At 64.5% G+C, this 23,080-nt stretch carries 17 protein-coding genes; 7 read left to right on the top strand and 10 right to left on the bottom strand.

Features of this window, described 5'->3' with window-relative positions:
* Window positions 1-2 precede the first annotated feature (2 nt).
* Window positions 3-2,657 (bottom strand): excinuclease ABC subunit UvrA, encoded by a 2,655-nt coding sequence (locus tag GA566_RS16365; RefSeq protein WP_160473376.1) that lies wholly within the window; start codon window positions 2,655-2,657, stop codon window positions 3-5.
* A 163-nt stretch (window positions 2,658-2,820) separates the two neighbouring features.
* Between GA566_RS16365 and GA566_RS16360 the strand changes: the two genes are divergently transcribed.
* The 4 genes from GA566_RS16360 to GA566_RS16345 all read left to right on the top strand — a co-directional run bounded on the left by GA566_RS16360 (window position 2,821) and on the right by GA566_RS16345 (window position 7,990).
* Complete coding sequence (locus tag GA566_RS16360) at window positions 2,821-3,636, top strand: alpha/beta fold hydrolase (RefSeq protein ID WP_160473375.1); 816 nt, start codon at window positions 2,821-2,823, stop codon at window positions 3,634-3,636.
* A gap of 200 nt (window positions 3,637-3,836) precedes the next feature.
* Window positions 3,837-4,373 (top strand): RNA polymerase sigma factor, encoded by a 537-nt coding sequence (locus GA566_RS16355; RefSeq protein WP_370459314.1) that lies wholly within the window; start codon window positions 3,837-3,839, stop codon window positions 4,371-4,373.
* Complete coding sequence (locus GA566_RS16350) at window positions 4,370-5,224, top strand: FecR family protein (RefSeq protein ID WP_160473374.1); 855 nt, start codon at window positions 4,370-4,372, stop codon at window positions 5,222-5,224. The genes GA566_RS16355 and GA566_RS16350 overlap by 4 nt, the downstream gene beginning before the upstream one ends.
* Before the next feature lie 315 nt (window positions 5,225-5,539).
* Window positions 5,540-7,990 (top strand): TonB-dependent siderophore receptor, encoded by a 2,451-nt coding sequence (locus GA566_RS16345; RefSeq protein ID WP_160473373.1) that lies wholly within the window; start codon window positions 5,540-5,542, stop codon window positions 7,988-7,990.
* A gap of 58 nt (window positions 7,991-8,048) precedes the next feature.
* On the opposite strand, the gene GA566_RS16340 is transcribed toward GA566_RS16345, so the two are convergent.
* Window positions 8,049-8,807 carry an alpha/beta fold hydrolase gene (locus tag GA566_RS16340; RefSeq protein ID WP_160473372.1) on the bottom strand — a complete coding sequence of 253 codons (759 nt, stop codon included), beginning with the start codon at window positions 8,805-8,807 and terminating at the stop codon, window positions 8,049-8,051.
* 8 nt (window positions 8,808-8,815) lie between these two features.
* Window positions 8,816-10,531 (bottom strand): FAD-dependent oxidoreductase, encoded by a 1,716-nt coding sequence (locus tag GA566_RS16335; protein WP_137927878.1) that lies wholly within the window; start codon window positions 10,529-10,531, stop codon window positions 8,816-8,818.
* A 175-nt stretch (window positions 10,532-10,706) separates the two neighbouring features.
* On the opposite strand from GA566_RS16335, the gene GA566_RS16330 reads away from it, so the two are divergent.
* On the top strand, window positions 10,707-11,384 hold the full coding sequence (locus GA566_RS16330; protein WP_160473371.1) for a type 1 glutamine amidotransferase domain-containing protein: 678 nt from the start codon (window positions 10,707-10,709) through the stop codon (window positions 11,382-11,384).
* Here the strand turns inward: GA566_RS16330 and GA566_RS16325 are convergent.
* On the bottom strand, window positions 11,368-13,407 hold the full coding sequence (locus tag GA566_RS16325; protein WP_160473370.1) for an FUSC family protein: 2,040 nt from the start codon (window positions 13,405-13,407) through the stop codon (window positions 11,368-11,370). The two genes, GA566_RS16330 and GA566_RS16325, sit on opposite strands and share 17 nt — an antisense overlap.
* A gap of 352 nt (window positions 13,408-13,759) precedes the next feature.
* Between GA566_RS16325 and GA566_RS16320 the strand changes: the two genes are divergently transcribed.
* Together GA566_RS16320 and GA566_RS16315 are read left to right on the top strand one after the other, a co-directional pair.
* A complete protein-coding gene (locus GA566_RS16320) occupies window positions 13,760-14,455 on the top strand; it encodes an ABC transporter ATP-binding protein (RefSeq protein WP_160473369.1) in 696 nt (231 codons plus the stop codon).
* On the top strand, window positions 14,452-15,726 hold the full coding sequence (locus tag GA566_RS16315; protein ID WP_160473368.1) for an ABC transporter permease: 1,275 nt from the start codon (window positions 14,452-14,454) through the stop codon (window positions 15,724-15,726). The genes GA566_RS16320 and GA566_RS16315 overlap by 4 nt, the downstream gene beginning before the upstream one ends.
* A gap of 97 nt (window positions 15,727-15,823) precedes the next feature.
* On the opposite strand, the gene GA566_RS16310 is transcribed toward GA566_RS16315, so the two are convergent.
* The 6 genes from GA566_RS16310 to GA566_RS16285 all read right to left on the bottom strand — a co-directional run bounded on the left by GA566_RS16310 (window position 15,824) and on the right by GA566_RS16285 (window position 23,014).
* Window positions 15,824-17,200 (bottom strand): DUF3526 domain-containing protein, encoded by a 1,377-nt coding sequence (locus GA566_RS16310; RefSeq protein ID WP_160473367.1) that lies wholly within the window; start codon window positions 17,198-17,200, stop codon window positions 15,824-15,826.
* Window positions 17,197-18,609, bottom strand: a complete 1,413-nt coding sequence (locus tag GA566_RS16305; protein ID WP_160473366.1) for a DUF3526 domain-containing protein — start codon at window positions 18,607-18,609, stop codon at window positions 17,197-17,199. The genes GA566_RS16310 and GA566_RS16305 overlap by 4 nt, the downstream gene beginning before the upstream one ends.
* Window positions 18,606-19,322 carry an ABC transporter ATP-binding protein gene (locus tag GA566_RS16300; protein ID WP_160473365.1) on the bottom strand — a complete coding sequence of 239 codons (717 nt, stop codon included), beginning with the start codon at window positions 19,320-19,322 and terminating at the stop codon, window positions 18,606-18,608. Before GA566_RS16300 ends, GA566_RS16305 begins: the two co-directional genes overlap by 4 nt.
* 9 nt (window positions 19,323-19,331) lie before the next feature.
* Entirely contained in the window at window positions 19,332-21,437 is a 2,106-nt protein-coding gene (locus tag GA566_RS16295) for a TonB-dependent receptor (RefSeq protein WP_160473364.1), read from the bottom strand.
* Window positions 21,438-21,544: 107 nt separating this feature from the next.
* On the bottom strand, window positions 21,545-21,940 hold the full coding sequence (locus GA566_RS16290; protein ID WP_160473363.1) for a DUF2946 family protein: 396 nt from the start codon (window positions 21,938-21,940) through the stop codon (window positions 21,545-21,547).
* A 129-nt stretch (window positions 21,941-22,069) separates the two neighbouring features.
* On the bottom strand, window positions 22,070-23,014 hold the full coding sequence (locus tag GA566_RS16285; RefSeq protein WP_137927887.1) for a LysR family transcriptional regulator: 945 nt from the start codon (window positions 23,012-23,014) through the stop codon (window positions 22,070-22,072).
* Between the last annotated feature and the right edge of the window lie 66 nt (window positions 23,015-23,080).

The following is a 23,080-nucleotide window of genomic DNA, read 5'->3' as shown; positions in this document are numbered from 1 at the left end:
GGCTACGGACGATGTACCAGCGCTTGCCGCAGATAGGCCGCGGTCACGCTCGTACGCATGCCTGCTATATCGGCGGGCCGCCCGCTCCCCACGATACGGCCCCCCTCTCCGCCCGCACCGGGGCCGATGTCGATGACCCAGTCCGCCTGCGCCACCACGCGCATGTCGTGCTCCACCACCACCACGGTGTTGCCCGCCTCCACCAGCGCCTGCAGTTGCACCAGCAAGCGATCCACATCGGCGGGATGCAGGCCATTGGTCGGCTCGTCCAGTACGTAGAGCGTGTCGCCGCGTTGCGCGCGCTGCAACTCGGTGGCCAGCTTGATGCGCTGCGCCTCGCCGCCAGACAACTCCGTGGCGGGTTGACCGAGGCGAAGATAGCCGAGTCCGATATCGCGCAATACCTTCAGCGAGCGCATCGCCACGGCTTCCCCTGCGAAGACCTCGCAGGCCGCATCCACGGTCAGGTCCAGCACTTCGGCGATATTGCGGCCCTGCCAGGTGATCTCCAGCGTCTGCGGCTGATAGCGCGTGCCATGGCAAGCGGAGCACGGCGCGTAGACGCTGGGCAGGAACAGCAACTCCACGCTCACGAAGCCCTCGCCTTCGCAGGTCGGGCATCGTCCCTGTGCCACGTTGAACGAGAATCGTCCGGCGGTGTAGCGCCGCTTGCGCGCGGCGGGCGTCTCGGCAAACAGTTTGCGCACGTGATCGAACAGCCCGGTATAGGTGGCCAGGTTCGAGCGCGGCGTGCGGCCGATAGGCTTCTGGTCGACGCGCACCAGCCGGCGCACTGACTCCATGCCGCCCGCAATGCGTCCTTCGGTCGGCGCGTCCGTCACCGCGAACAGCGGATCGCGTTCCTCGTCCGCATCGCTGTCGTTCGCCCGGCCCAGTTGCCGGTTCACGAGTTCCGGCAGCGCCTGGCTGATCAAACTCGATTTGCCCGAACCCGACACGCCAGTGACCGCGGTGAAGCAGCCGAGCGGAATCTCCGCATCCACGCGATGCAGGTTGTTACGCGAGACGTGCGCAAGCCTCAGCCATCCCGCAGGTTCCCGTTGCCTTCCCGCCATCCTTGCCTGATCGCCAAACAGATACGCCGCCGTGCGCGACGCCTTGACGCCCGCAAGACCTTCGGGTGGCCCGCTGTAGAGCACCTGACCTCCATGCTCGCCTGCGGCCGGCCCTACATCCACGAGCCAGTCCGCCTGACGCATGGTCTGCGTGTCGTGCTCCACGATGAAGAGCGAATTGCCGGCTGCCTTCAGCCGGCGCAGTGCCATGAGCAACGCTTCGCCATCCGCGGGATGCAGCCCCGCCGACGGTTCATCGAGCACATAGACCACACCGAACAATTGCGACGAGATCTGCGTGGCAAGCCGCAACCGTTGCAACTCGCCTGACGACAGCGTTGGCGTACTGCGATCCAGCGACAGATAGCCGAGACCGAGGTCGAGCAGCGTGGACAGCCGTTCCATCAATTCTTCCGCAATGCGCTGCGAGGCCAGCCGCTTCTCTTCGGAGAGATTGGGGGTGCGCCGTACGTCCGGTGCGGCCTGATGCGCGGACCCACCAGCGGCGACGCGTCGGGCCGTATCGGCGCGCGCGGCCTTACGGCTCACGATATCGCGGGTAGCATCCGCTGGCTGCGATAACTCGCCACGCGCCACCGGACGCATGATCTCTGCTACCTGCGCGAGCGGCAGATGCGTGAAGGCGCCGATATCGAGGCCCGCGAACGTGACGGACAGCGCCGCCTTCTTGAGTCGCTTGCCATGGCAGGTCGGACAGTCGCGGCCAATCATGAACTGGGACACGCGCTTCTTCATCAAAGCACTCTGCGTGGTGGCGAACGTCTGGAGCACGTAGCGGCGCGCACCGGTGAACGTGCCCTGGTAGCTCGGCTCCATCTTGCGCTTGAGCGCCGCCCGCACCTCGCGCGGCGTAAACCCCGCATAGACGGGCACGGTGGGCTGCTCCTCGGTGAACAGGATCCAGTCGCGATCCTTTTTTGGCAGGTCACGCCATGGCCTATCGACGTCGTAGCCGAGCGTGACGAGGATGTCGCGCAGGTTCTGCCCATGCCACGCCGGCGGCCACGCGGCCACGGCACGTTCGCGGATCGACAACGCATCGTCGGGCACCATCGACTGCTCGGTGACATCGTAAATGCGTCCCAGGCCATGGCAATCCGGACACGCACCCTCTACCGTATTGGGAGAGAAATCCTCGGCATACAGCATCGGCTGGCGCGGTGGATAGCTGCCGGCACGCGAGTACAGCATGCGCACCAGGCTGGACAAGGTCGTGACGCTGCCCACCGTGGAGCGCGCATTGGGCGTGCCGCGTTGCTGCTGCAGCGCCACCGCGGGCGGCAGTCCCTCGATGCTGTCGACCTCCGGCACGCCTACCTGATCGATCAACCGCCTGGCATAGGGCGCGACGGATTCGAAATAGCGCCGCTGTGCCTCTGCGTAGAGCGTGCCGAACGCCAGCGACGACTTGCCAGAGCCCGACACGCCGGTGAACACCACCAGCGCGTTGCGCGGGATATCGACGTCGACATTCTTCAGGTTGTGCTCTCGCGCGCCCCGCACACGGACACAGTGGTCTGCCACGTTCATCGCGTTGGACTTCTGGCGGGATTGCTTCATCACGCGCTCCTTGTTTGCCGGGCCGTCGGTATGTCACGCGTGTACCGTGCTGCAGGAAGCATGCCAATGCGCATTTCGACAAACTTCACGTCTTTCGGGAAAGTCTGCGTCCCGCATGCGGGCTAGCATGGTGCGCAACCGTTGCCTTGCGCGAGTGCCGACCATGTCACGCCAAACCCTGATGAAGACCTCTCACGGACAGATCGCGCTGGAGGAGTCCGGCCACGGCACATTGCCCGTGTTGCTGATCCACGGCAACTCCTCATCCCGCGCAGTGTTCCGCAATCAGATGCAAGGCCACGTCGCGGACCCTTACCGATTTATCGCGTTCGACCTGCCGGGCCACGGCGAATCCTCCAATGCCATCGATCCGGACCGCACGTACACGCGCCCCGGCCTGGCCGATGCAACGATCGAACTGCTGGAGAAACTTGGCATCGACGAGGTGGTGCTGGTGGGATGGTCGCTAGGCGGACACATCGCACTGGAGGTGGCGTCGCGCTTTGCTGGCGTGCGCGGCATCATGATCTGCGGCACGCCGCCGGTGGGTCGCGACATGTCGGCCGGCTTCATCCCCGCGCCGCACATGCGGCTTGGCAGCCAGCAGGTGTTTTCGGCGGAGGATGTCGATACGTTCGGCCAGGCCATCTTTGGCGATAGCTTCACGCCGGCACTGCGCGCGGCCATCGCACGCACCGATGGCCGCGCACGCAAGACCATGTTCGAAGCGGCACGTGCGGGGGCGGGCATCGATCAGCGCACTCTGGTGGAGTCATTGCCCGTGCCGCTCGCGGTGGTCAACGGCGCGAACGATCGTTTCGTCAATCTCGACTACATCGATAGCGTGGCGTACGCCAACCTGTGGGGCGGCCACTGCCTGCGCCTGCCCGATACCGGCCACGCGCCATTCCTGGAGTCGCCTGCCTTGTTCAACCCCATCCTTGAGCGATTCCTGCGCGACGTGGCCACGGGTGATTAGCCCATGCGGCACGCCAATGATTGCGAGGCTGGCACGAGTTGCCGCAACGCGTGCCATTGCGCGGGCGATGTGGCGGCCGCCACCCCATGTTTTCCAGGCCAAGGCAAATAAACCACAGCGCCACCGCACGTTCTTGCAAATACGAATCACTATCATTTATACTCGCCAGCGCCCTCATCCCGTCGTCATCCGCCCTGATCGTGCTGCGCGATCCCGCTCATCCTCCGCTGTTCGCTGCGCTCCTGCGTCACTACGACGAGCTGGTCGATCACGTGCGCCGTCGCTTTGGCGACCGTCATTTCGCGCGCGACGTCTTGCAGGATGTGTGTGTGCAGTTGCTGGAGCGTCCGCCGTCCGGCGAGGTGAAGCAGCCGCTGGCTTTCCTGCGGCATGTCACCACCCATCGGGCCATCGATGCCTATCGTGCGCAGCGCACGCGCCAGGCCCATGCCGATGCGGGACACGCCGACGGTTCGCGCATCGAGGACCTGCAGTCTCCCGATGTGGCCGAGGACATCGCGCACCGGCAGATGGTCGATCACCTGGAGCGATGCATTGCCGCACTGCCGCAACGTTGCCGGGAAGTCTTCATCCTTCACCGTCTTCACGATCTGCCGCAGCATGAAGTCGCGCTAAGATTGGGCATCTCGCGCGGCATGGTGGCACGTCATATGGCGCGGGCCATGTCGTTGCTGGCACCTGCACTCGACTCCGCATCGCCAGCCGCCTCACCATGAGCACCCTTCGCGCCGTGTCGCCAAACCCCGAACACCCCTCAAAACAGGACGATGCGTTGTCGCCATTCGCGCAGGATTTGCGCGAGCGATTCCCGTCCGTGGAAGCCATCACCGCCGCAGCGGCGTCACGTCGCCGCCGCGCGAAGAAGACGCGTGCCGGCGTGGCTGCCGCACTCTTTTTGCTCGCGGGCGTGACATGGCTGGCCGATCCCGCCTATCGCACCGAGCAACTCAACGCCGACGCGCACGCGCCACGTACGGTGCAACTGGCCGATGGCAGCGCGGTCACGCTCGACAAGGGCACGAACCTGAAGATCACGTGGCGCCTGCGTTCGCGCCAACTGGCGCTGGAAACCGGCGAGGCGCAATTCACCGTCGCCCATGGACTGCGCGCGTTCATCGTCACGGCAGGGCAGACGCGCGTGCGCGATATCGGCACGATCTTCGATGTGCAACGGTTACCGCGGCGTACCCGCGTCACGGTGATCGAAGGCGCCGTGGAAGTGGAAACCGGCGGACAGGTCCGCCAACTGCGCGCGAACCAGCGCGTGGACGTGGGACCGGACGGCCAGATGCCGCATGACACCGCCACCGTGGATGTGGAACGCGCATTGGCCTGGCAGCGCGACAAGTTCTCGTTCGATGGTGTGGCGCTGGCCGACGCCATCGCCGAAATGCAGGCGCGTTCGGGCACCCCTATCGTTATCGACGATCCGCGTATCGCGCAGTTGCGACTCTCCGGCGAGTTCGATCGCGAACAGGTCGACGCCATTCTGCAGTTGTTACCCGGTGTGCTGCCGGTGACGATACGGCGCACGGGCGATGGGGCGGTGCATTTGTCGGGGCGTTGAGCTTCGGAAGCCACCCGCTTGTTTGCTCCCCTCTCGCGTTGTTATGCGCACCCCTCTCCCATGTCAGTGGGAGAGGGGTGGGGGAGAGGGTATGCGGTTCAAATTGCGACCTGTTTGTGATTGCACCGCCGGCCCTCTCCCCCAGCCCCTCTCCCGCCTTGCGGGAGAGGGGAGCAAAAAGAGCGCATAGCGGAGCGTGATCGTAGCAATATCAGCCCACCAAAAAATTTTCACCCCAAAGGTGTACAAACCCACGACGTGAGACGGCAACTCCATGAAACGGCCGAATCGATCGGCCCGCCATCAGGAGTTTTCGTGATTTTCAATAGTCGTCGGCGGGCCGCTGCGCTCGCCTCTCGCCGTGCCGTGCGCCCGCTTGCCGCGCTGGCTCCCCTGTTCGCCGCCATGCTGACTGCCGGTGCCATCGCGCAAAGCGCCGCGCGACCCATCGACATTCCGGCCCAGCCGCTGGCACAGTCTCTCGCTGCGCTGGCCCGCCAGGGCGACGCGCAGATCCTCTTTGCCTCGGGTCTCGCCGAAGGCGTGCGCGCGCCAGCCGTGCGTGGCACGCTGACGATCGAAGATGCGCTGGCCCGCATGCTGGCCGGTTCCGGCCTGCGTGTCGTCAGCAACGGGCCACGCACCTTTTCTATCGTCCAGGCGCCGGTCGATTCCAGTGCCGCCACACTCCCGCTGGTCACGGTGCGCATGGATAGCGCAGACCGCTCAGCCGCCGCCGACGGCGTTGTGCCGCTTCGTACCAGTGGCGGCAAGACCTCCACGCCCCTGATCGACATTCCGCAGACCATCAACGTGGTTACCCGCGAGCAGATGGACGAGCAGGGCGTGCAGAGTGTGATGCAGGCGCTGCAATACACACCTGGCGTGGTGAACCAGTATGGCGACACCGACCTGCGCTATGACTGGCTGGCCGTGCGCGGCTTCGTGCCGCTGCGCTACCTCGACGGCCTGCGCCTGCCCTATGGCGCGCGCGGCTATTCGCAGCCCCGCATCGATCCGTATGCGCTGGAAAGCGTGGAAGTGCTGAAAGGTCCCGCCTCCGTGCTGTACGGCCAGAGTTCGCCGGGTGGCCTGCTGAATCTGGTGAGCAAGCTGCCGCAGGCGCAGACCTCGCGCGAGGTGGTGTTGCAAACCGGCAGCCATGACCGCGCTCAGGGCGCGTTCGACCTGACCGGCCCCGTGGACGAGGAAGGCAAGCTGCTGTATCGCGTGGTGGCACTCGCGCGCGATACCAATACGGAGTTCGACTACATCGACGAGCGCCGCGTCATGGTGGCGCCAAGCCTGACATGGCGGCCCAGCACGGACACGTCGCTAACACTGATGGCGCAGTACCAGAAGATCCGCTCCGACGGCGGCGGTGCATCGCCGGCGCTGCCGGCTGCCGGCACGCTGCTGCCCAATCCCAACGGCAGCATTCCGAGCAACCGGTTTATCGGCGAACCCGCCTACGACAAGTTCGAGAGCGAGCAGATGCTGTTCGGCTACAAGTTCGCGCATCGGGCCAACGAGACGTGGCAGTTCCGTCAGAACGCCCGCTATAGCTACATCGACACCGATACCCAGCGCGTGCAGGGCCTGGCGATGAACCCCGACCTGCGCACGGAAAGCCGCTACGGCTGGGCCTTCCCGGAACGCAGCGGTGTGTTCTCGATCGACAATCAGGCCGAAGCCAATTTCCGCACGGGACCGGTGCAACACACGCTGCTGCTTGGCGTCGATTATCAGTACGAGGATGCGCGCTACGAAGAATCGCAACTGGTAGCCGTGCGCGCCATCGACGTCTTCAATCCGGTCTATGGCGCACCCGTCACGCGTCCGCCGCTCGGCACGCGCGTGGACCAGAGCCGCCATCAGGTGGGCGGCTACGTGCAGGACAGCCTCGCTATCGACCGATGGACCTTCCTGCTCAGTGGCCGTTACGACTGGGCTGGCAGCGATACCAACACGCTGACCGCGCAGACCGGCAACACCGTCAACTCCCGGCAGAGCGACAACGCCTTCACGGGGCGCACGGGCGTGGTGTACCAGTTCGACAATGGCATCGCGCCTTACGCCAGCTTTGCCACATCGTTTCAGCCGCAGGCAGGCACCGGGCGCGCAGGGACGCCGTTCGAACCCACGCGCGGCCGTCAGACCGAAGTTGGCGTGAAGTATCAGCCCAAGGGCGTGAATGCCTTTGTCACGCTGTCGGCGTTCGACCTGCGGCAGACCAACGTCCTGACGCCCGATCCGCTGAACACCAACTACAACACGCAGAGCGGCGAAGCCCGCGTGCGCGGTGTGGAACTCGAAGGCAAGGCGAGCCTCGCGCGCGGACTCGACGTGGTGGCCTCCTATGCGTACTCCGACACCGAAGTGCTGAAAGCCAATGCCAACGCACGCGGCGCCAGCACGCTCGGCAATGCGCTGCCCTTCGTGCCGCAGCACCAGGCCTCGCTGTGGACGTACTACCAGTTCCACACCACCGCACTGCAAGGATTCGGCATCGGCGCAGGCGTGCGCTACATCGGCAAGTCCTACGGCGATGCGGCCAACGTCTACCGCGTACCCGCCGCCACGCTGTTCGACGCCGCACTCAGCTACGACCTTGCCAAATCGCCGCTGCAGCTTCGTGGCGTGAAGGTGGCCGTCAACGCCACGAACCTGTTCGACCGCCGCTACGTCAGCACGTGCATCTCCGCGACGGGATGCTATTACGGCAGCCGCCGCACCGTGCTGGGAACGGTGAGCTACAAGTTCTGAGGGATGGGTGGAGGATGGGATACCGCTTCGACGCGCCGCCGTTGCACGTCGAAGCGCCCTACTTTGCCGCCTTCACGATCAAATCCGCGACTGCCTTGGGATGCGACAGCATCGCGACGTGGCTCGATGGCACCTCAATTGCCGTGGCTTTCGCGCGCTGTACCTGATCGCGCTGGAGCTGCGGCGAGATGATCGTGTCGTTGATGGACACCACCATGAAAGACGGACGCGTGCGCCATGCCGCCTGGCTGATCGGCGCAGTCAGGGTGCGCACATGAAACCTGCCCTGCACGGCTGCGATCACGTCCTGTTCCGTAGGGGTGAGATCGGCGGCGAAGTACTTGCGCACGCCTTCGTCGCTGACTTTCAGAAAGCCGTCCGCATCCTTGACGAAGGTTTGCTGCCCGGGCGGCTGTGGATATTTTCCGGCGATATCGTGTGCAGACTGTCCGGTGTCCGGCGCGAATGCTGCCACGTAGACGAGCGAGCGGACTTTCGGATCGTTGCCCGCCTCCGTGATGACGACCCCGCCCCAGGAATGTCCCACCAGCACCACGGGCCCGTCGGCTTCGCGGATCGCGCGCCGGGTCACGGCCACATCATTCTCCAGCGAGTCGAGCGGATTCTGCACCGCCACGACCCTGAGCCCCGCCTTCTGCAGTTCCGGTATCACTTTCTGCCACGACGAGCCATCGGCAAACGCGCCGTGAACCAGCACCACGGTCTTCGCAGGCTGCTGCTGCGCGCCGGCAAGGCTTGGGAAAGCGGCCAGCAACACCATCGATAGTGCGCGCCACAAGGCAACGAATCTGGACATATCTGCTCCTACGTTCGCGCGGCTGGCATCTCGTCCACCGCAGGCGGATCACTGAACAAGGCAAGGTATTGATGAATCTGCGCAACAACTGCCGCGCCTTCGCCAATCGCCCCGCCCACACGCTTGATCGATCCCGACCGCACATCGCCCACTGCATACACGCCGGGCACGCAGGTTTCCAGTGCGCCAAGCTCGCGCTCCATGCCCGGCATCTCTGCGTGCGGCCCCGTGAGCACAAACCCGGATCGGTCCGTGAGCACACCGCAATCGCCCAGCCACTGCGTTTCAGGGTCGGCCCCGACGAACAGGAAGATGTTCTTGAGTGCCTTCATTTCCGTGGCGCCCGAGCGGCGGTCCTGCCACGTCACACCAATCAGGCCGTTGCAGTCACCCTTGTGCAGCGTGACGATCTCGGTGAACGGTCGCACTTCGATATTGCGCGCGGCGCCAATGCGATCGATCAGGTAACGCGACATGCTGCTCTTTAGCCCGGGGCCACGCACCAGCACATGCACGCGCGACGCATGCTGCGACAGAAACACCGCAGCCTGCCCTGCCGAATTGCCGCCGCCCACCAGCGCCACTTCCGCTTGCGCACATTGCCGCGCCTCGATGGCCGAAGCCCAGTACCACACGCCCCTGCCTTCGTAGTCCGACAGTGTGGGCACGGCGGGCCGACGATAGCGCGCACCGCTCGCAATCACGATGGTGCGTGCACGCAGCCAGCGTCCATCGGTCAACTGCAATCGCACCGCATGATCCGATGCCGAGCGCGAACAATCGAGCCGCTGCACCTCGGCCGGTATCAGGATCTCGGCGCCGAACTTCTCGGCCTGCACATGCGCGCGCCCCGTCAATGCCGCACCCGATATCCCCGTCGGAAAACCCAGGTAGTTCTCGATGCGCGCACTCGCACCGGCCTGCCCGCCATAGGCGCGGCGATCCAGCACCACCACGTGTAGCCCCTCGGATGCCGCATACACCGCAGTCGCCAAACCCGCCGGCCCCGCACCGATCACCGCAACGTCGAAAATCTCGTGGCGCTCCTCGGTATCCACCATGCCCATGCAGCGTGCCAGTGCCGCTTCCGTCGGATTGACGAGTACCGATCCATCGGGACAGACGGCCACCGCTTCACCGGGTGCCGCCCCATATTCCTCGATCAACGCCGCCGCGTCGGCATCGAATTGCGCATCGAGCACGCGATACGGTTCGCCGTTGCTGCGCAGGAATCCTTCGAGCCGCAACAGATTGGCCGAACCCGTGCGACCGATCAGCACGGGCCCGCTTGCCGCCCATTCGATCAACGACACACGCCGCAGGATCAACGCGCGAATCAGCCGCTCGCCAAGGTCGGCCTCGGCCACGATCAGCGCGCGCAACTGACGCGGTGCGATCAACAGCGCCTCCACGCGACCAATCGCCACGGCATCCACCAGCGACGGCTTGCCGGACATCGCACCCAGTTCGGCAGCAAAGTCGCCGCGCCCGAACTGGACGATGGGACGCGTATTGCCCATGCCGTCGCGCTGGATGATGGCGACGACGCCGCGCAGGATCAGGAACATGCCGGGCGTGCGCACGCCCGTTGTCTGCAGGTGCACGCCGGTCTCGTAGGTGTGCGGCGTGCCGAAGCGCATCATGCGCTCGATCTCGGCTTCCGTGATCCGCGGATACATCTGCTCGCGGCGCGAAGTCATTGTGCTGGGGGCATCGCTTGTCATCGAAGGCTCCACTGCCGGGGTCCAGTGCAGATCGTGAAGGTATTGCGGACGGGACAACCTGATAGGTGTTAGCCCATCGAAGTCGTCAACGCAAGGCGCTATCGGACCGGCGCCAATTTGACTAGGCTTAACGGCGCATCGCGCAATGCCCGCGCACATTCCACGGAGCCCCGCCATGACCGTCAAGCACGTGCTGTTCATCCTCACAAACGCCGCAGAGATCGGACCGAAGAAGCGCCGCACCGGTTACTTCTATCCCGAGGTCGCGCATCCGTACGAGGTACTCGACGCCGCTGGCATTGCCATCGAGTACGCATCGCCCAAGGGAGGCAACCCACCCTTTGACGGCTACGACGAGAAAGACCCGTCGCAGGTCGCGTTCAGCAAGAGCGTGGCGATCCGCCGGATGGCGCACAGCCGCAAATTGTCGGAAGTCGATGTGCTCGACTACGACGCCATCTTCTTTCCGGGCGGCCTGGGGCCGATGGTCGATATCGCCAGCGATCCCGACGTGAAGGCTGCCGTGCTGCGCGCATGGAACGGCGGCAAGGTCGTGGCCGCGGTGTGCCACGGCCCCGTCGCGCTGGTGGGGGTCAAGCTCGACGACGGCACGCCGCTCGTCAAGGGCAAGCGGATGACGGGATTCTCGAACGCCGAAGAAAACGGTTATGCCAAGGACGATGTGCCCTTCATGCTCGAAGATGCACTGCGCGAGGAAGGCGCCGAGTTCTCTTCGGTGGCGCCCTGGCAGGAGAAGCTCGTTGTCGATGGCCGCCTGATCACAGGCCAGAACCCCGCTTCCGGCGCGGCGGTGGGCAAAGCCATTGTCGAGGCACTCAAGGCGGCGAAGTAGCCAGCGCGGTGCGACCGGCAACGAGGTCCGGCAGCGTCGTCACGAGATGCCGGACTGCGAGGTCAAGTTCGTCTCCGGACGTATCACGGTAAAGCGCCGGGTCCGGGGCAGCTTGCACGCCCGGCCCCGCATCCAGCATCGCCAGCAGGCTGGCCGTCAACGCCTCGTATCGTGCGGCGCGTTGACGGTCTGCTTCGTCGGGCAAACCACTGCGCAACACCTCGACCACCGCCGCCGCACCGCAGACCGACCGAATCGCGACGATGACTTGCTGCAGCCGCTCGAAACGCGCCGAACGCCAGTAGCCTTCCAGCAGCATGCGTTCGCGCGCCACTTCCAGCCGCGTGCTGGCCAGGCCGGCGTCACGCTGAAGCTGGTCGAGCGTTGACGCGTCATCACAATCGAGACGCAGTACGGCGGAGGCGAACGCCATATTGGCGGAGAGCGACGCCTTGATCGCGGTCTCCAGCACGTGGCGCTCCTTTTCTGGCCAGAACAGGAAGCTCGCGGCCACGCCAACCATCGCGCCGAGCATTTCATTGGTCAGGCGCGCGGCAATCAGTCCACCCGACGGATGGATGAAATCCGAGAGCAGCATGAACATCGGCGTGAGGAAGATCACGAACAGCCCGTAATTCACCAGTCTCAGTGAAACCGTCACGGCCGCCAGCGGCAGGATGGCCATGACCATCGCAGCAGGGCTCGACAGTGACGCCAGCAACACCGCGGCCATCGAGCCACCCACCAACGTGCCCACCGCGCGCTCCACAATGCGTAGCCATGTGTTCGCGGAGAGCGGCTGTGTCACCACGATTGCGGCAATCGCCGCCCAGTAGGCAAACGTGACGCTGAACATTGTGCCGATCACGTATGCCAGGCCGGATGCCACGGCTACGCGAAGGGCGTGGCGCCACACCATGGCGTCAGGCACGCCCCAACCGCGAGGCGTTGCCGACGTTGCGGTCGGCGCTGGCTCCAATGCCTCCCGGCGTGCCACGCGGCCGATTGCCTTTGCCGCAAACGCCACCGCCCGCGCAGTCGTGTCGTTGCGGCCATCGATGCGCTGCAGCAAGATCTCCACCTGCGCGGCCAACTGCGGCGGAAATGGCATCCCGTCTTCGGCCTGCAGGGTCACATCGCTCAACAGCCGATGGAGATCGTCAAGCAGGGACGCGACATCGGGATCGGGTATCCGTGTGGTCTGCCGACGAAAATGCCCGATGGCGATCAGCGCGGAGAACACCCTGCCTGCTGCGTCGATCCCAGGCCCCAGGATCGCGCCGGTCCGCAGGTCATGCGCTGCAAGCGCCCTGCCCCGCTCGATCGACAACCGCACGCCGCGCCGATACACCGTATCGAACGCGATCCATCGCTCGGCATCCCGCCCGGTGCCGGGATCGAGCTCTTGCAGAACACCGGCCATGTCCGCGAGCCGCCCGAACAATGATGCCAAGGTCCGGCAGGCGCTCTGCGAAAACGGCACGGGCCACAACACCACACAGAACAGCACTGTCCACAACGAGCCGAGCAGGAAGTATCCGGCCTGCACCAGTGCGCCCAACAACGGTGCAGGGGATGCAATGCCGATGACCACGGCCAGCGAAGCGATCAAGCCGGCCTGTGCCGGCATCGGTCCCAGCACGGGGCCGTAAGAGCGCGTCAGGCCACAGAGAAATACCAGAACGAGCAACGCCGCCACGCTCGCCGCAAATCCGAAATGCGCGCTGTACGCGGCTATTGGCAGAACGGCCGCGCCGAGCGCGATGAATATGCCCATCGCCTTCAGCCGTCCGGCGGTGGAACCCTGCGGATCGCACAGGCAAGTCCAGAACGCCGCCACCGCGCCGAACGCGATCTCGGAACGGTCGAGCAGCACCGCCGCGCAGAGCATCGGTGCCATCGCCACCAACGCCTGAAAGCCCTCCATCCACGCAATGCGCTCGGGCGTTACCGCGAACACGTGCCCTTCGGTCCGCAACGCCCGGCGGTTGACGAGGGATACCAGCTTGCCCATTACGCGCATCGCATGCTCCACCTCTCATGCATCTCCGATTGCGTAGAAGCCTAGTGCATGCCGGGGTCAGGTTACCTGCCAGGATGCGCGAATTCCGTTTGGCGTGATGAGAGCGGTCCACCTGACCGAACGCGCGCAGCAGTCTTCCATTTCCAGGTTGAAGCACCGAGACTTCGCGGCATGATCGACAATGCAACACTGTTGCATTAATATCGCGAATTCTCCTCTCCCCCTTGCCGTGGCGCAGCATGACTTTCCAACGCATTCCCGTGGCGACTGGCATCCTTGGCCGCAGCGCCAGGGTCGCACTGTCCTGTCGCCACGAAACGCCCGCATTGCCTGGTGACCGGAAGTGAAAGACATGGAACCTGTTCTGTCGATCCAGGACGTCGCGTTTCGCTGGCCGGGGCAGTCGGCGCCGAGCGTTGCCATTCCTGCATTGGAGTTGCGTGCCGGCGAGCGCGTGTTCGTCTCGGGTCCGAGTGGCAGCGGCAAGAGCACGCTGCTCAACCTCATTGCCGGGGTGCTTGTGCCTCAGCAGGGGGAAATCGTCGTGCAGCACACCGCGCTGCGCAAGCTGAGTGCCGCGCAGCGCGACCGGCATCGTGCCGAACACATCGGCATCATCTTTCAGCAACTGAATCTGCTTCCCTATCTGTCCGTGAACGACAACGTATTGCTCGGATGCCGATTCTCCCGACAGCGCCGCGAACGCGCGCTGGCGCAAGGGCCGACCATTGGCGATGCGGCGGAGATGCTGCTCGGCAGGCTAAATCTGGATGCGTCACTGTGGCAACGGCCTGCGGCCCAGCTTTCGGTCGGGCAGCAGCAGCGGGTTGCCGCCGCACGCGCGCTGCTTGGCCGGCCTCGCCTTGTGCTGGCCGATGAGCCCACCTCTGCATTGGACGCCGATCGCCAGTCCGCCTTCATGTCGTTGCTGATGCGCGAATGCGAGGCCGCGGGCGCGAGTCTGGTCTTCGTCAGCCATGACATGCGGCTGGCCTCCCGGTTTGACATGCAGTTCACCATGCCGGCAACCGGGGAAGAACGTCCATGAGCACGATACTCGGGCTCGCAGCGCGCAGCGCCTGGAACCGGCGCCACAACCTGGTGTTGATGGTGATCGCCATCGCGCTATCCACGGCGATGCTGCTTGGCGTCGAACGACTACGCCATCAGATCCGGCAAGGGTTTTCTCAATCGATCTCAGGAACGGATCTGGTTGTCGGCGCAAGGGGGAGTCCTACCCAACTGATGCTGTACACGGTGTTCCGGCTCGGAAGCGCCACGAACAACATGAGCTGGAATAGCGCCCAACGCCTGGCAAGCCATCCGCTTGTCGCGTGGACGATCCCGATGTCACTCGGCGATTCGCATCGCGGATTTCCGGTACTCGCCACCACGACGGACTACTTCCGCCATTACCAATACGGCGACAGGCAGCCATTGCGAATCGCAGACGGCAGGCCAGGCCTGGATGGCATCTTCGACACCGTTCTGGGTGCGGAGGTCGCGCGTCGGCTCGGCTATCGCCTCGGAGACAAGATCGTTCTTGGCCATGGCAGCGGCCTGGAGGCCATGGGTGACGATCTCAAGCACGCCGACAAGCCATTCGTCGTCACCGGCATTCTTGCGCCGACCGGTACGCCGGTGGACAGGACAGTCCACATCGGCCTGGCTGGCATGGAGGCGATTCACCTCGACTGGCAAGCGGGCGTGCCCATCCCGGGCATGGCCATCCCTGCGGAACTCGTCAAGAAGTTCGACCTGACCCCGAAGACAGTGACTGGCGTACTTGTGGGATTGAAGCTGCGGTCTCGCGCTTTCGCCGTGCAGTCACAGATTGCCGAGGACCAGAAGGAGCCGCTCATGGCGGTGCTGCCTGGCGTGGCGCTCGACGAACTGTGGGATACCGTCGGCATGATCGAGAAAGGGTTGCTGCTGATGTCGTGGATGGTGGTCGCCGTAGGCCTGGCCGGCCTGATGTCGTCGATTCTGGCTGCCTTGGGAGAACGGCGTCGCGAGTTGGCCATCCTTCGCGCCATGGGTGCGCGTCCGCGCGATGTCCTCATGCTTCTCGTCGCGGAAGGGGTATGCCTGATGCTGGTGGGCACGATCGCTGGCTATCTGCTGCTGTCCGGCGTGTCGTTCCTTGCAGCGGGATGGCTGGCATCGACATTCGGCATGGCACTACCGGTCGTGTGGCCGCAAGCCAGCGAGTTGCCCGTATTGGCAGCAATCATCGCCGCTGGCGCCCTCGCCTCGCTTTGGCCTGCATTCCGCGCCTATCGGCTCAGTTTGTCCGATGGCATGACGCCACACCTCTGACGAACACCATGCCGATGTGATGAGCGAAGCTGGCTATGCCATGCGGGGCATCACGGTCGATTCACACACATCATGATCACCGCATGCGCCAGCCCTTTCATCTGTTGCCCCGCCATCCGGCCAGCACCAGACTGCCCAGTGCAGCAAAGCCAAGCAGCGGCCATATCAGACGCCACGCCCCCTCCGACGACTGACCATCCCATGTGAATGCGGGCAAACGCCCGTACGCTTCGGATGACACGCCGCGATAGCTCATCACACGCGGAACGAAGAACGCGCGCCAGGCTGCCTCATGCGCATCCACGGCGGCGGCGAAGCGCGCGTAACGCGGCGCATCCGTCCCGGCCAGCCGGTCTGCAACGTGCAGCGCCGACAGCGCCGGCGACAGCCACGCCCATCGCTCGGCCTGCACGTACCGCGCTGCCCGTGTCTCATGGAATGCGGCCATGATGGGGCGGAGACGCGCTTCCTGCTCGATATAGCGTGGCAGGAAGGTCACCGGCCATTTGTGCGACGTCGGCACAGTGGGTGTCCATGCGGGATGCGCACGATACCAGTCCTCCACCAGCGTAGGCATCTGCGCTTCCGCATGCTGCTGCACGTTGCGGATCTGGACCACTGTCGCGAGGCGCGATGCGATTGGAATCTGCTGGTCCAGTCTCGCACCCAGCATCGCCGGTACGCCAAACGTCGTGACGGCCCACAAGCCAAGCCCCGCAAAGATGGCCGTGGCTTCCGATCCGGGCAACCGGTTCAGCATCGCGCATGCGACAGCCCACCATGCCACAAAGACAGCGAGCAACACGAGCCACGCGGTGTATGCCCCGAGGGTTGCGCCACTATCGAGTGCGAATGCGAACGAGGACGCCACAGCGCCAACCATCCAGACCGCAGCGGCGCGCACGACGATGGCGGCGGCAATCCATCTTCCCTGCCCCGACCCATGCGCCACCGTCAGCCGCCAGGTGCCCGCTTCACGCGCGCCCTGCGCGATGCCCGCACAGAGCGCGATCATCGCTAGCGGCGTCAGCAATGCGATGGCCGTGGCAAGATCGAAGCCACCATAGCGCTGCAGCAGTGGATTTGCCAATGTGGCGTCGTGACGGCTGCTGGTGTGGCGGCTCTCCACCGTCACCCTGACGGCCGGCGGCAACACATCGAGCGCGCTGCTGCCCAGGGCGAGTCCGCCCGATAGCGCGAGCATCGCGTGCGGCGCCGACGACTTCGCGAAGTGAAATGCGGCACCGGCGGCCTGCTCTGGCGATGCTGGACGATGGTGGGACGCCATCGTGTGCGCCTCGATGACGGCCGCGCGATCCGCATCTCCCAATGCTCGCAACTTGCTACGCCAATCTTCCGCCCGCGCGCCGGACAAGACCGCGTAGAGGCAAAGCAATCCGCCGAACACCAACAGGCCGATCTGCGCGCTGCGCTGTCGATACAGGCGGCGCCATTCTGCAATCAGCCACATCATGGACGCATCCTCCGCATCGACCACACCAAGCCCAGCATCACCATGACGCCCCATGCGGCAAGCATCGCGATCTCGGGCAAGGCAGACCGCCACGCGAACGCGGCGGACGGCGACGCATACTGGAATGTCGGAATCGCGCGCCACAGTGCAGCATCCGCGTAGCGCGCATCCGACGAAGGCATGCCGCGCGAATGCGCCACGTCCCATTCGTCGATAGTCCGATTGACCACGCGCCGATAGTGCTCGGCAGCGTCGTCGTAGTGGCGCTGGTGCGAGAGGTCAGTGCCTGCCATCTTCATGGCAAGGTTGCGCACCGCCAGCGCGGGACTGAACAGCGCCGCCATGCGCATCATGTCTTCATGCCGTTGATACCGCTTCCAGAGCGCGTCGAAATGCAAGGTGTGGACGCGATCCGCGTAAGCATCGCGCGCCAGCCTGCGCATCGCCGCCGCACCCACAGGCAAGTCATCGAGCCGACTCACGCCATAGCGCGCCAGCAACGCCTTGTCGTATCGCAGCCCGCGCGTTGCGAGGTCACCATCGCCGGGCAAGCCTTGCTGATAGTCCCGTTCGATGGCCGACCAGAAGGACTGCGCAGTGGGCAGCGTTGCCACGCGCGCCGCTACGCCCGCCGCCACCGCCGGAATGGCAACCGTGGTCACCAGCCAGAAGGCCAGCAGCACCAGCAAAGCCGTGCGCGATGCCGACACACGGATCGACACGGCAACACCGATACCCACGAGCACCATCGCGTAGGCGAGATAGGCCGCGCCCATGGTCAGCGTCCGCGCGAGGTCCGCATGTGTCCCGCTCGATCCGGTCAGCCACAACGCTGCGGCCATCGCCATCATCACAAGGCTGGCAAGGCACAGCATCGGCATGGCGAGCTTGCCCGCTATCCACGCTCGCCGCCGCATGCCATTGGCATACAGCATACGCAGCGTGCCCGACTGCCGCTCGGCGCCAATGGCATCGTAGGTCAATGCGATGACGAGCAGCGGCAGCAGCGTTGCCAGCAGGAATCCGGCGCTGACATCCCCGAACCGGATCGACGGCAAGGCATCCTGTGCGGGTTCGAATCTGCCGACATTGCGTCGATGCGGTTCCAGCCACAGCGCCTGCCCGAAATAGTCGGACAGTCCCGGTTCGATGATGGACAGCGTCGAGGTCGGCCGGAACGCGTACAGACCAAAGTGCGCCGCACGATGCGGATGGTTGGCGCCCTGCTCGTCCCATTGCTGGCGCGTGGCCGCTTCCACCTGCGCGATCTCCTGCTGCAACCTCTCCCAGCGTTGCACCGACACCAGCAGGATCAAGCCGATGAGACCAACACCCAGCAGCCACAGCATCGGCATCCGCCCTTCACGCCACTGCGCCCGCATTTCCTTCACGACGATTGCGCGAATCATGGTTGGCCCTCCACGCAGTCACGCATGCATGCCCGGTAAGCGCGGAACAGGTCTTCGATGCCGATGGTGCCAACATCGAATTCGGCCACCAGCACGCCGCCACGCAGAATGCCGATGCGATCCGCAAGCTGCTTCGCATTGAGCAGGTCGTGCGTGGTCATCAGGACAGCCATGCCGCCGTCAGCAGCGCGACGCACACGCTGCGCCATCTCGTCGGCCGCGCCCGGATCGAGCCCCGACGTGGGCTCGTCCAGCAGCAGCAGTGCCGCTGGCCTTGCCAGTGCGATGGCAAGGCCCACCTTCTGCCGCATGCCTTTCGAATACTGCGCGACGCGCACACCGTGTGCCTCGGGATGCAGGCCGTTCGCGGATAGCAAGCCCACGGCCTGCTCACGCGAGAGATCGATGCCGCCCACCGCACAGAAATACCGCAGGTTCTCGATACCGGTGAGATAGGGATACAGCGCCACGATCTCGGGAAGATAGGCGATGCGGCCGGAGTCGGCGCGCCTGTCCTGCAACGGCATGTCATCGAGCGTGATGACACCGCTGGCGGGTGTCACCAATCCGAGCAGTACATCCAGCGTAGTGGTCTTGCCCGCGCCATTGCCGCCCAGCAGCGCGTAGACCTTTCCCTTCGGCACAGCCAGGCTCAGGTGGTGAATGACGGTGCGGCGACCCCGGCGCACCACCAGATCGGAGATGTCGAGCATGTGACCGCCTCAGAAGAAATAGCGACCAGCTACGCCGAATTGCCACTTGGGCTGCGGCGCCACCAGCAATCCCGTCGTGCTGCCGTATGCAGCCTCGGTCGAGAAACGATGTGGTTGCAGCACGCCATATGCCGACAATTGATACTGCTTCCAGTCCAGCACCGCGCGCAGATCAAAGCGCGTGTAGGTGGGCATGTCGCGCAACTGCGTCTGCGGCGTGCCCATGTAGTACGGAATGCCCGAGGTCAGGTAGGCATCGGCATTCAGCGTCAGCATCGCCGCCTGCACCTTCTGCTTGTATTCGGCGCCCACCTTCACCTGATGGCGTGGCACGGACAGCTTTGCACCGGTATTCGGCAGTGGGTTGTTGGCCTGGGCCTCGATGATGTGACCGTAGCTGGCGTACATCGAGAACTGGCGCAGCGGACGCCAGCGCGCCTCGATTTCGTACCCCTTGCGCGTGGTGTCGCCCACGGACTTGAACGAGCCATCGGGCTGGGCGACGATCTCATCCTCGTTGAGCGTGTAGTAGGCCGCGGCAGTCAGGGTCACGCTGTCCACTGGCGTGGTGGTGAATCCCACGTCATAGGACTTCACCTTCGATGGCGACACATCGTAGATCACGCCACCGGGTGCGCCCAGTGGCCCCGTACCGCCGCTGCTGCTGATCTGCTCCGCCGCTGGCGAGCGAAACCCTTGCGCAACGTTGGCAAAGAGATCGAGTCGGGGCAGCACGGACCAGACCGCGCCAAACTTCGGCGTCGTCACGCCCGAGAAATAGTGTGTACTGGCGCCCGGCAGTTTGCGGTTGTCGATGTCGTAGTCGAACCAGTCGCGCCGCACGCCCGCAGTCAGTTTTACCGAGTCGAGCGGCCTGACCTGCCCCTGCACGAACAATCCATAGGTCAGCAGGTTCAGTCCCTGCGCATTGACGTAGTTGGCGGTCGGCACGCCATTCATCCAGATCTGCCGCTGTGCATCACCATGATCGCGGCGCAGCTCGGCACCGATCATCAATGCAGCCCGGTCTCCGAACACGAAATTGTTGGCGAGGCGGCCGCCGAAGATGTTGCGGTCGTCGGTGCCCACGGTCTGCTGTGTACTGGTATTGGTGATGCCGCGCTGACGGTCGAATGCTTCGCCGTAGACCGTGGCGTACCAGCCGCCTTCCCCGGACGCCGGCGCGCGGTTGAGCGCGAACATCGTGCGCCTGCCGCTGCCGAAGCCGGGCAGGCCCGCCTGCGTGGAGCGCGGGTCGACCTTGCCCGATTGCAGGTCACTGAGCAGCAGGTAGCCCGCAGAACGATAGTCGGCGCGATAGTGGTTGAGCCGCAGGCTGTAGATACCATCGCCCACCTTGGTCGTCAGCTTCCACATGAAGTTGTCGCGGTCCGTGCTGCCGTCGTAGCGATAGCTGTGCGTGCGGTACACGTCGGCCACGAACACCGACTGGATCGGCGGCGATTCCGGCCGGAACGCGTAGCTGCCAGACAGCACGAGCGAAGCGCGCTTGCCGTCGTACCGGTCGAAGCCGAGCGAGATGCTCGATGGCACATCGCCCGAGACCGTTGCTATCGGCACCGCACCGGCACGGTTCTGGTCGCCATAGAGCGCCGACACCGGCCCCTTGATGACATCGATCTGGCCGATCATCTCGGGCGTGAGCCATTCGAGAAAGGCCGGACCGTGCCCCGCTCCCGCCTGACTGGATGGCGTGTTCTGCGGCACACCGTCGACATACACCGCGGTATCGGCACCGTGCGTGCCCTGCGTGGCAAACCCCCGCATGCGAAAACCGTTGCCGGTATCGCCCTGGTCGATGTTGTTCGCAACCACGCCAGGCACGCGGCGGAACATGTTCGAGATGTCACGGCCAATGTTGATGGTGCCCAGTTCTTCCTGGGAAATCGTGGATACCACCGCAGGCAGGCCGGTGCTGTCAGTTGTGACGATGGTGCGCTTGCCCTGCATGTCGATCGACGTATCGGCCACCACGCTTACCGTTGGCAGGACCGTCTCGGGCGGATCGGCAGGCGCGGCCTGACCGGGGCCGCTGAAGGCAAGGGAAATCAACGCGGCAATGCGCGTGAGGCGCGGCATCTTGTTCTTTTGCATGGTAGGTACGGCCGGCAGCCATCCCGCGACAGTGCGCGTGAGGGCGGCGATAAAAAGGGAAAGGGAGGGAAGGAGACAGCGCTCACAACTCGCGAGCGCCAGAAGACTCAGATCGCGGGCGGGGCGCGCGAGCCTATGCGAGGTACGAAGCGGGTACGCCAGACGGGTGTGATGACGCGAAAGACAAGCCGCTCGACATGGCGAACCGTGCCGAGCAGCACGGCCGCCAGAATCAGCAGGCACGCCACCGCATGCAACCGCGCGGAGCACCAGAGGCACCGGCAACTTTCCGTCGGCTCGCTTTGCCCGTCCTCATCGGCGGACTCGTTCAACGCGAACGTGGTGTCCCCTGCCACGCTGGCTTGCGCCGCGAATTCGCTGCTGCCGATACTCAATCCGTCGCCCATGCCGGAATGCCTGCCATGCACATGTGCGAGCGCCGCCCACCCCTGCAACAGCAGAAGGAGGATAAGAATCCAGGTGGTCAGACGGGTGGATGTCAAGGAAGCGGGGCGCGCAGGCTCAGTCAGTATTTGCAACACTGTTGCGAATACTAGAATAAATGCAATTGAGTTGCATTGCAATACTTTGAAGGCAACGCGATCCAGTGACTGGAGAACGTTATGTTGGAGTCAGGCTTGCTGACGTTTCGCGCTCTGCCCCCAGCTTTCGGCCTGCCGCTCCAGGTGCATGCGAATGAAGTCCATCAACGTGCGCGTCGCCAGCGTGGGATAGCGGCTTGGCGCCGTCAGCATATAGACACTGTCGCCCACGCCCTCCGCCTCGCATTCTGCAAGCACCTCCTGCACCTGTCCCGCCTGTAGCTGCCGCCAGACGGCATAGCGCGGCAACAGCGCCACGCCAAGGCCCGCCATCATGGACTCGAGCAGAAAGGGATAGTCGCCGGACTGAATGCGCGGTGACACGCGCAGCGTCTGCGGCGTGCCTGCCATCCAGACCTTGAGCGTGAAGCGCCGGCCCAGCGATGCCGGTGCAATCATGTCGTAACGCTCAAGGTCGGCCACACTGAGGATTGGGGCGCGACCTTCCAGAAACGACGGCGTTGCACACAGGCACCAGCCGACGCCGCAGATGCGTCGTGCCACGTGATCATCCGGCGGCTGCGAGGTAATTTTCAACGCCACATCGACTTCCGCGGAAATCAGATCGCCAATGTTGTCGTTGATCGCCACGCGCAGCGATATCTGCGGATAGACGCGGGCGAACTCCAGAAGCAAGGGCGTCAGATAGAGATGACCCAGGCCTGTAGGCAAGCGAATGCGCACGTCGCCGCGCACTACGGTGCCAAGACTGTCGATCGCGGTGCTGGCCGATTGCAGCTCATCGAGCATGCGCAGCGCGTGCGCATAGAGAAGTTGTCCTGCCTCCGTCAACTCGACGTGCCGCGTCGTCCTTCGCATCAATTGCGCGCCGAGGTGTTGCTCGAGCACCTTCAGGCGGCGCGACACGTTGGAACGCGTCATGCCGCTGCGTTCGGCGGCCAGCGTCATCGTGCGCGATTCCACCATCGTCACAAACAGGCGCATCAGGTTGAGGTCGAAGCTATTGTCAATCACGAGTCAACACCACTGGCACAAATCGAAGGATTGTTTCACTGCAGGCGTAACCCTAGCATAGGCATC

Source organism: Cupriavidus sp. SW-Y-13 (assembly GCF_009793345.1).
Taxonomy (GTDB): Bacteria; Pseudomonadota; Gammaproteobacteria; order Burkholderiales; family Burkholderiaceae; genus Cupriavidus.
The sequence above is the reverse complement of the archived record's forward strand: the minus strand, read 5'-3'. Positions and strand labels throughout refer to the sequence as shown.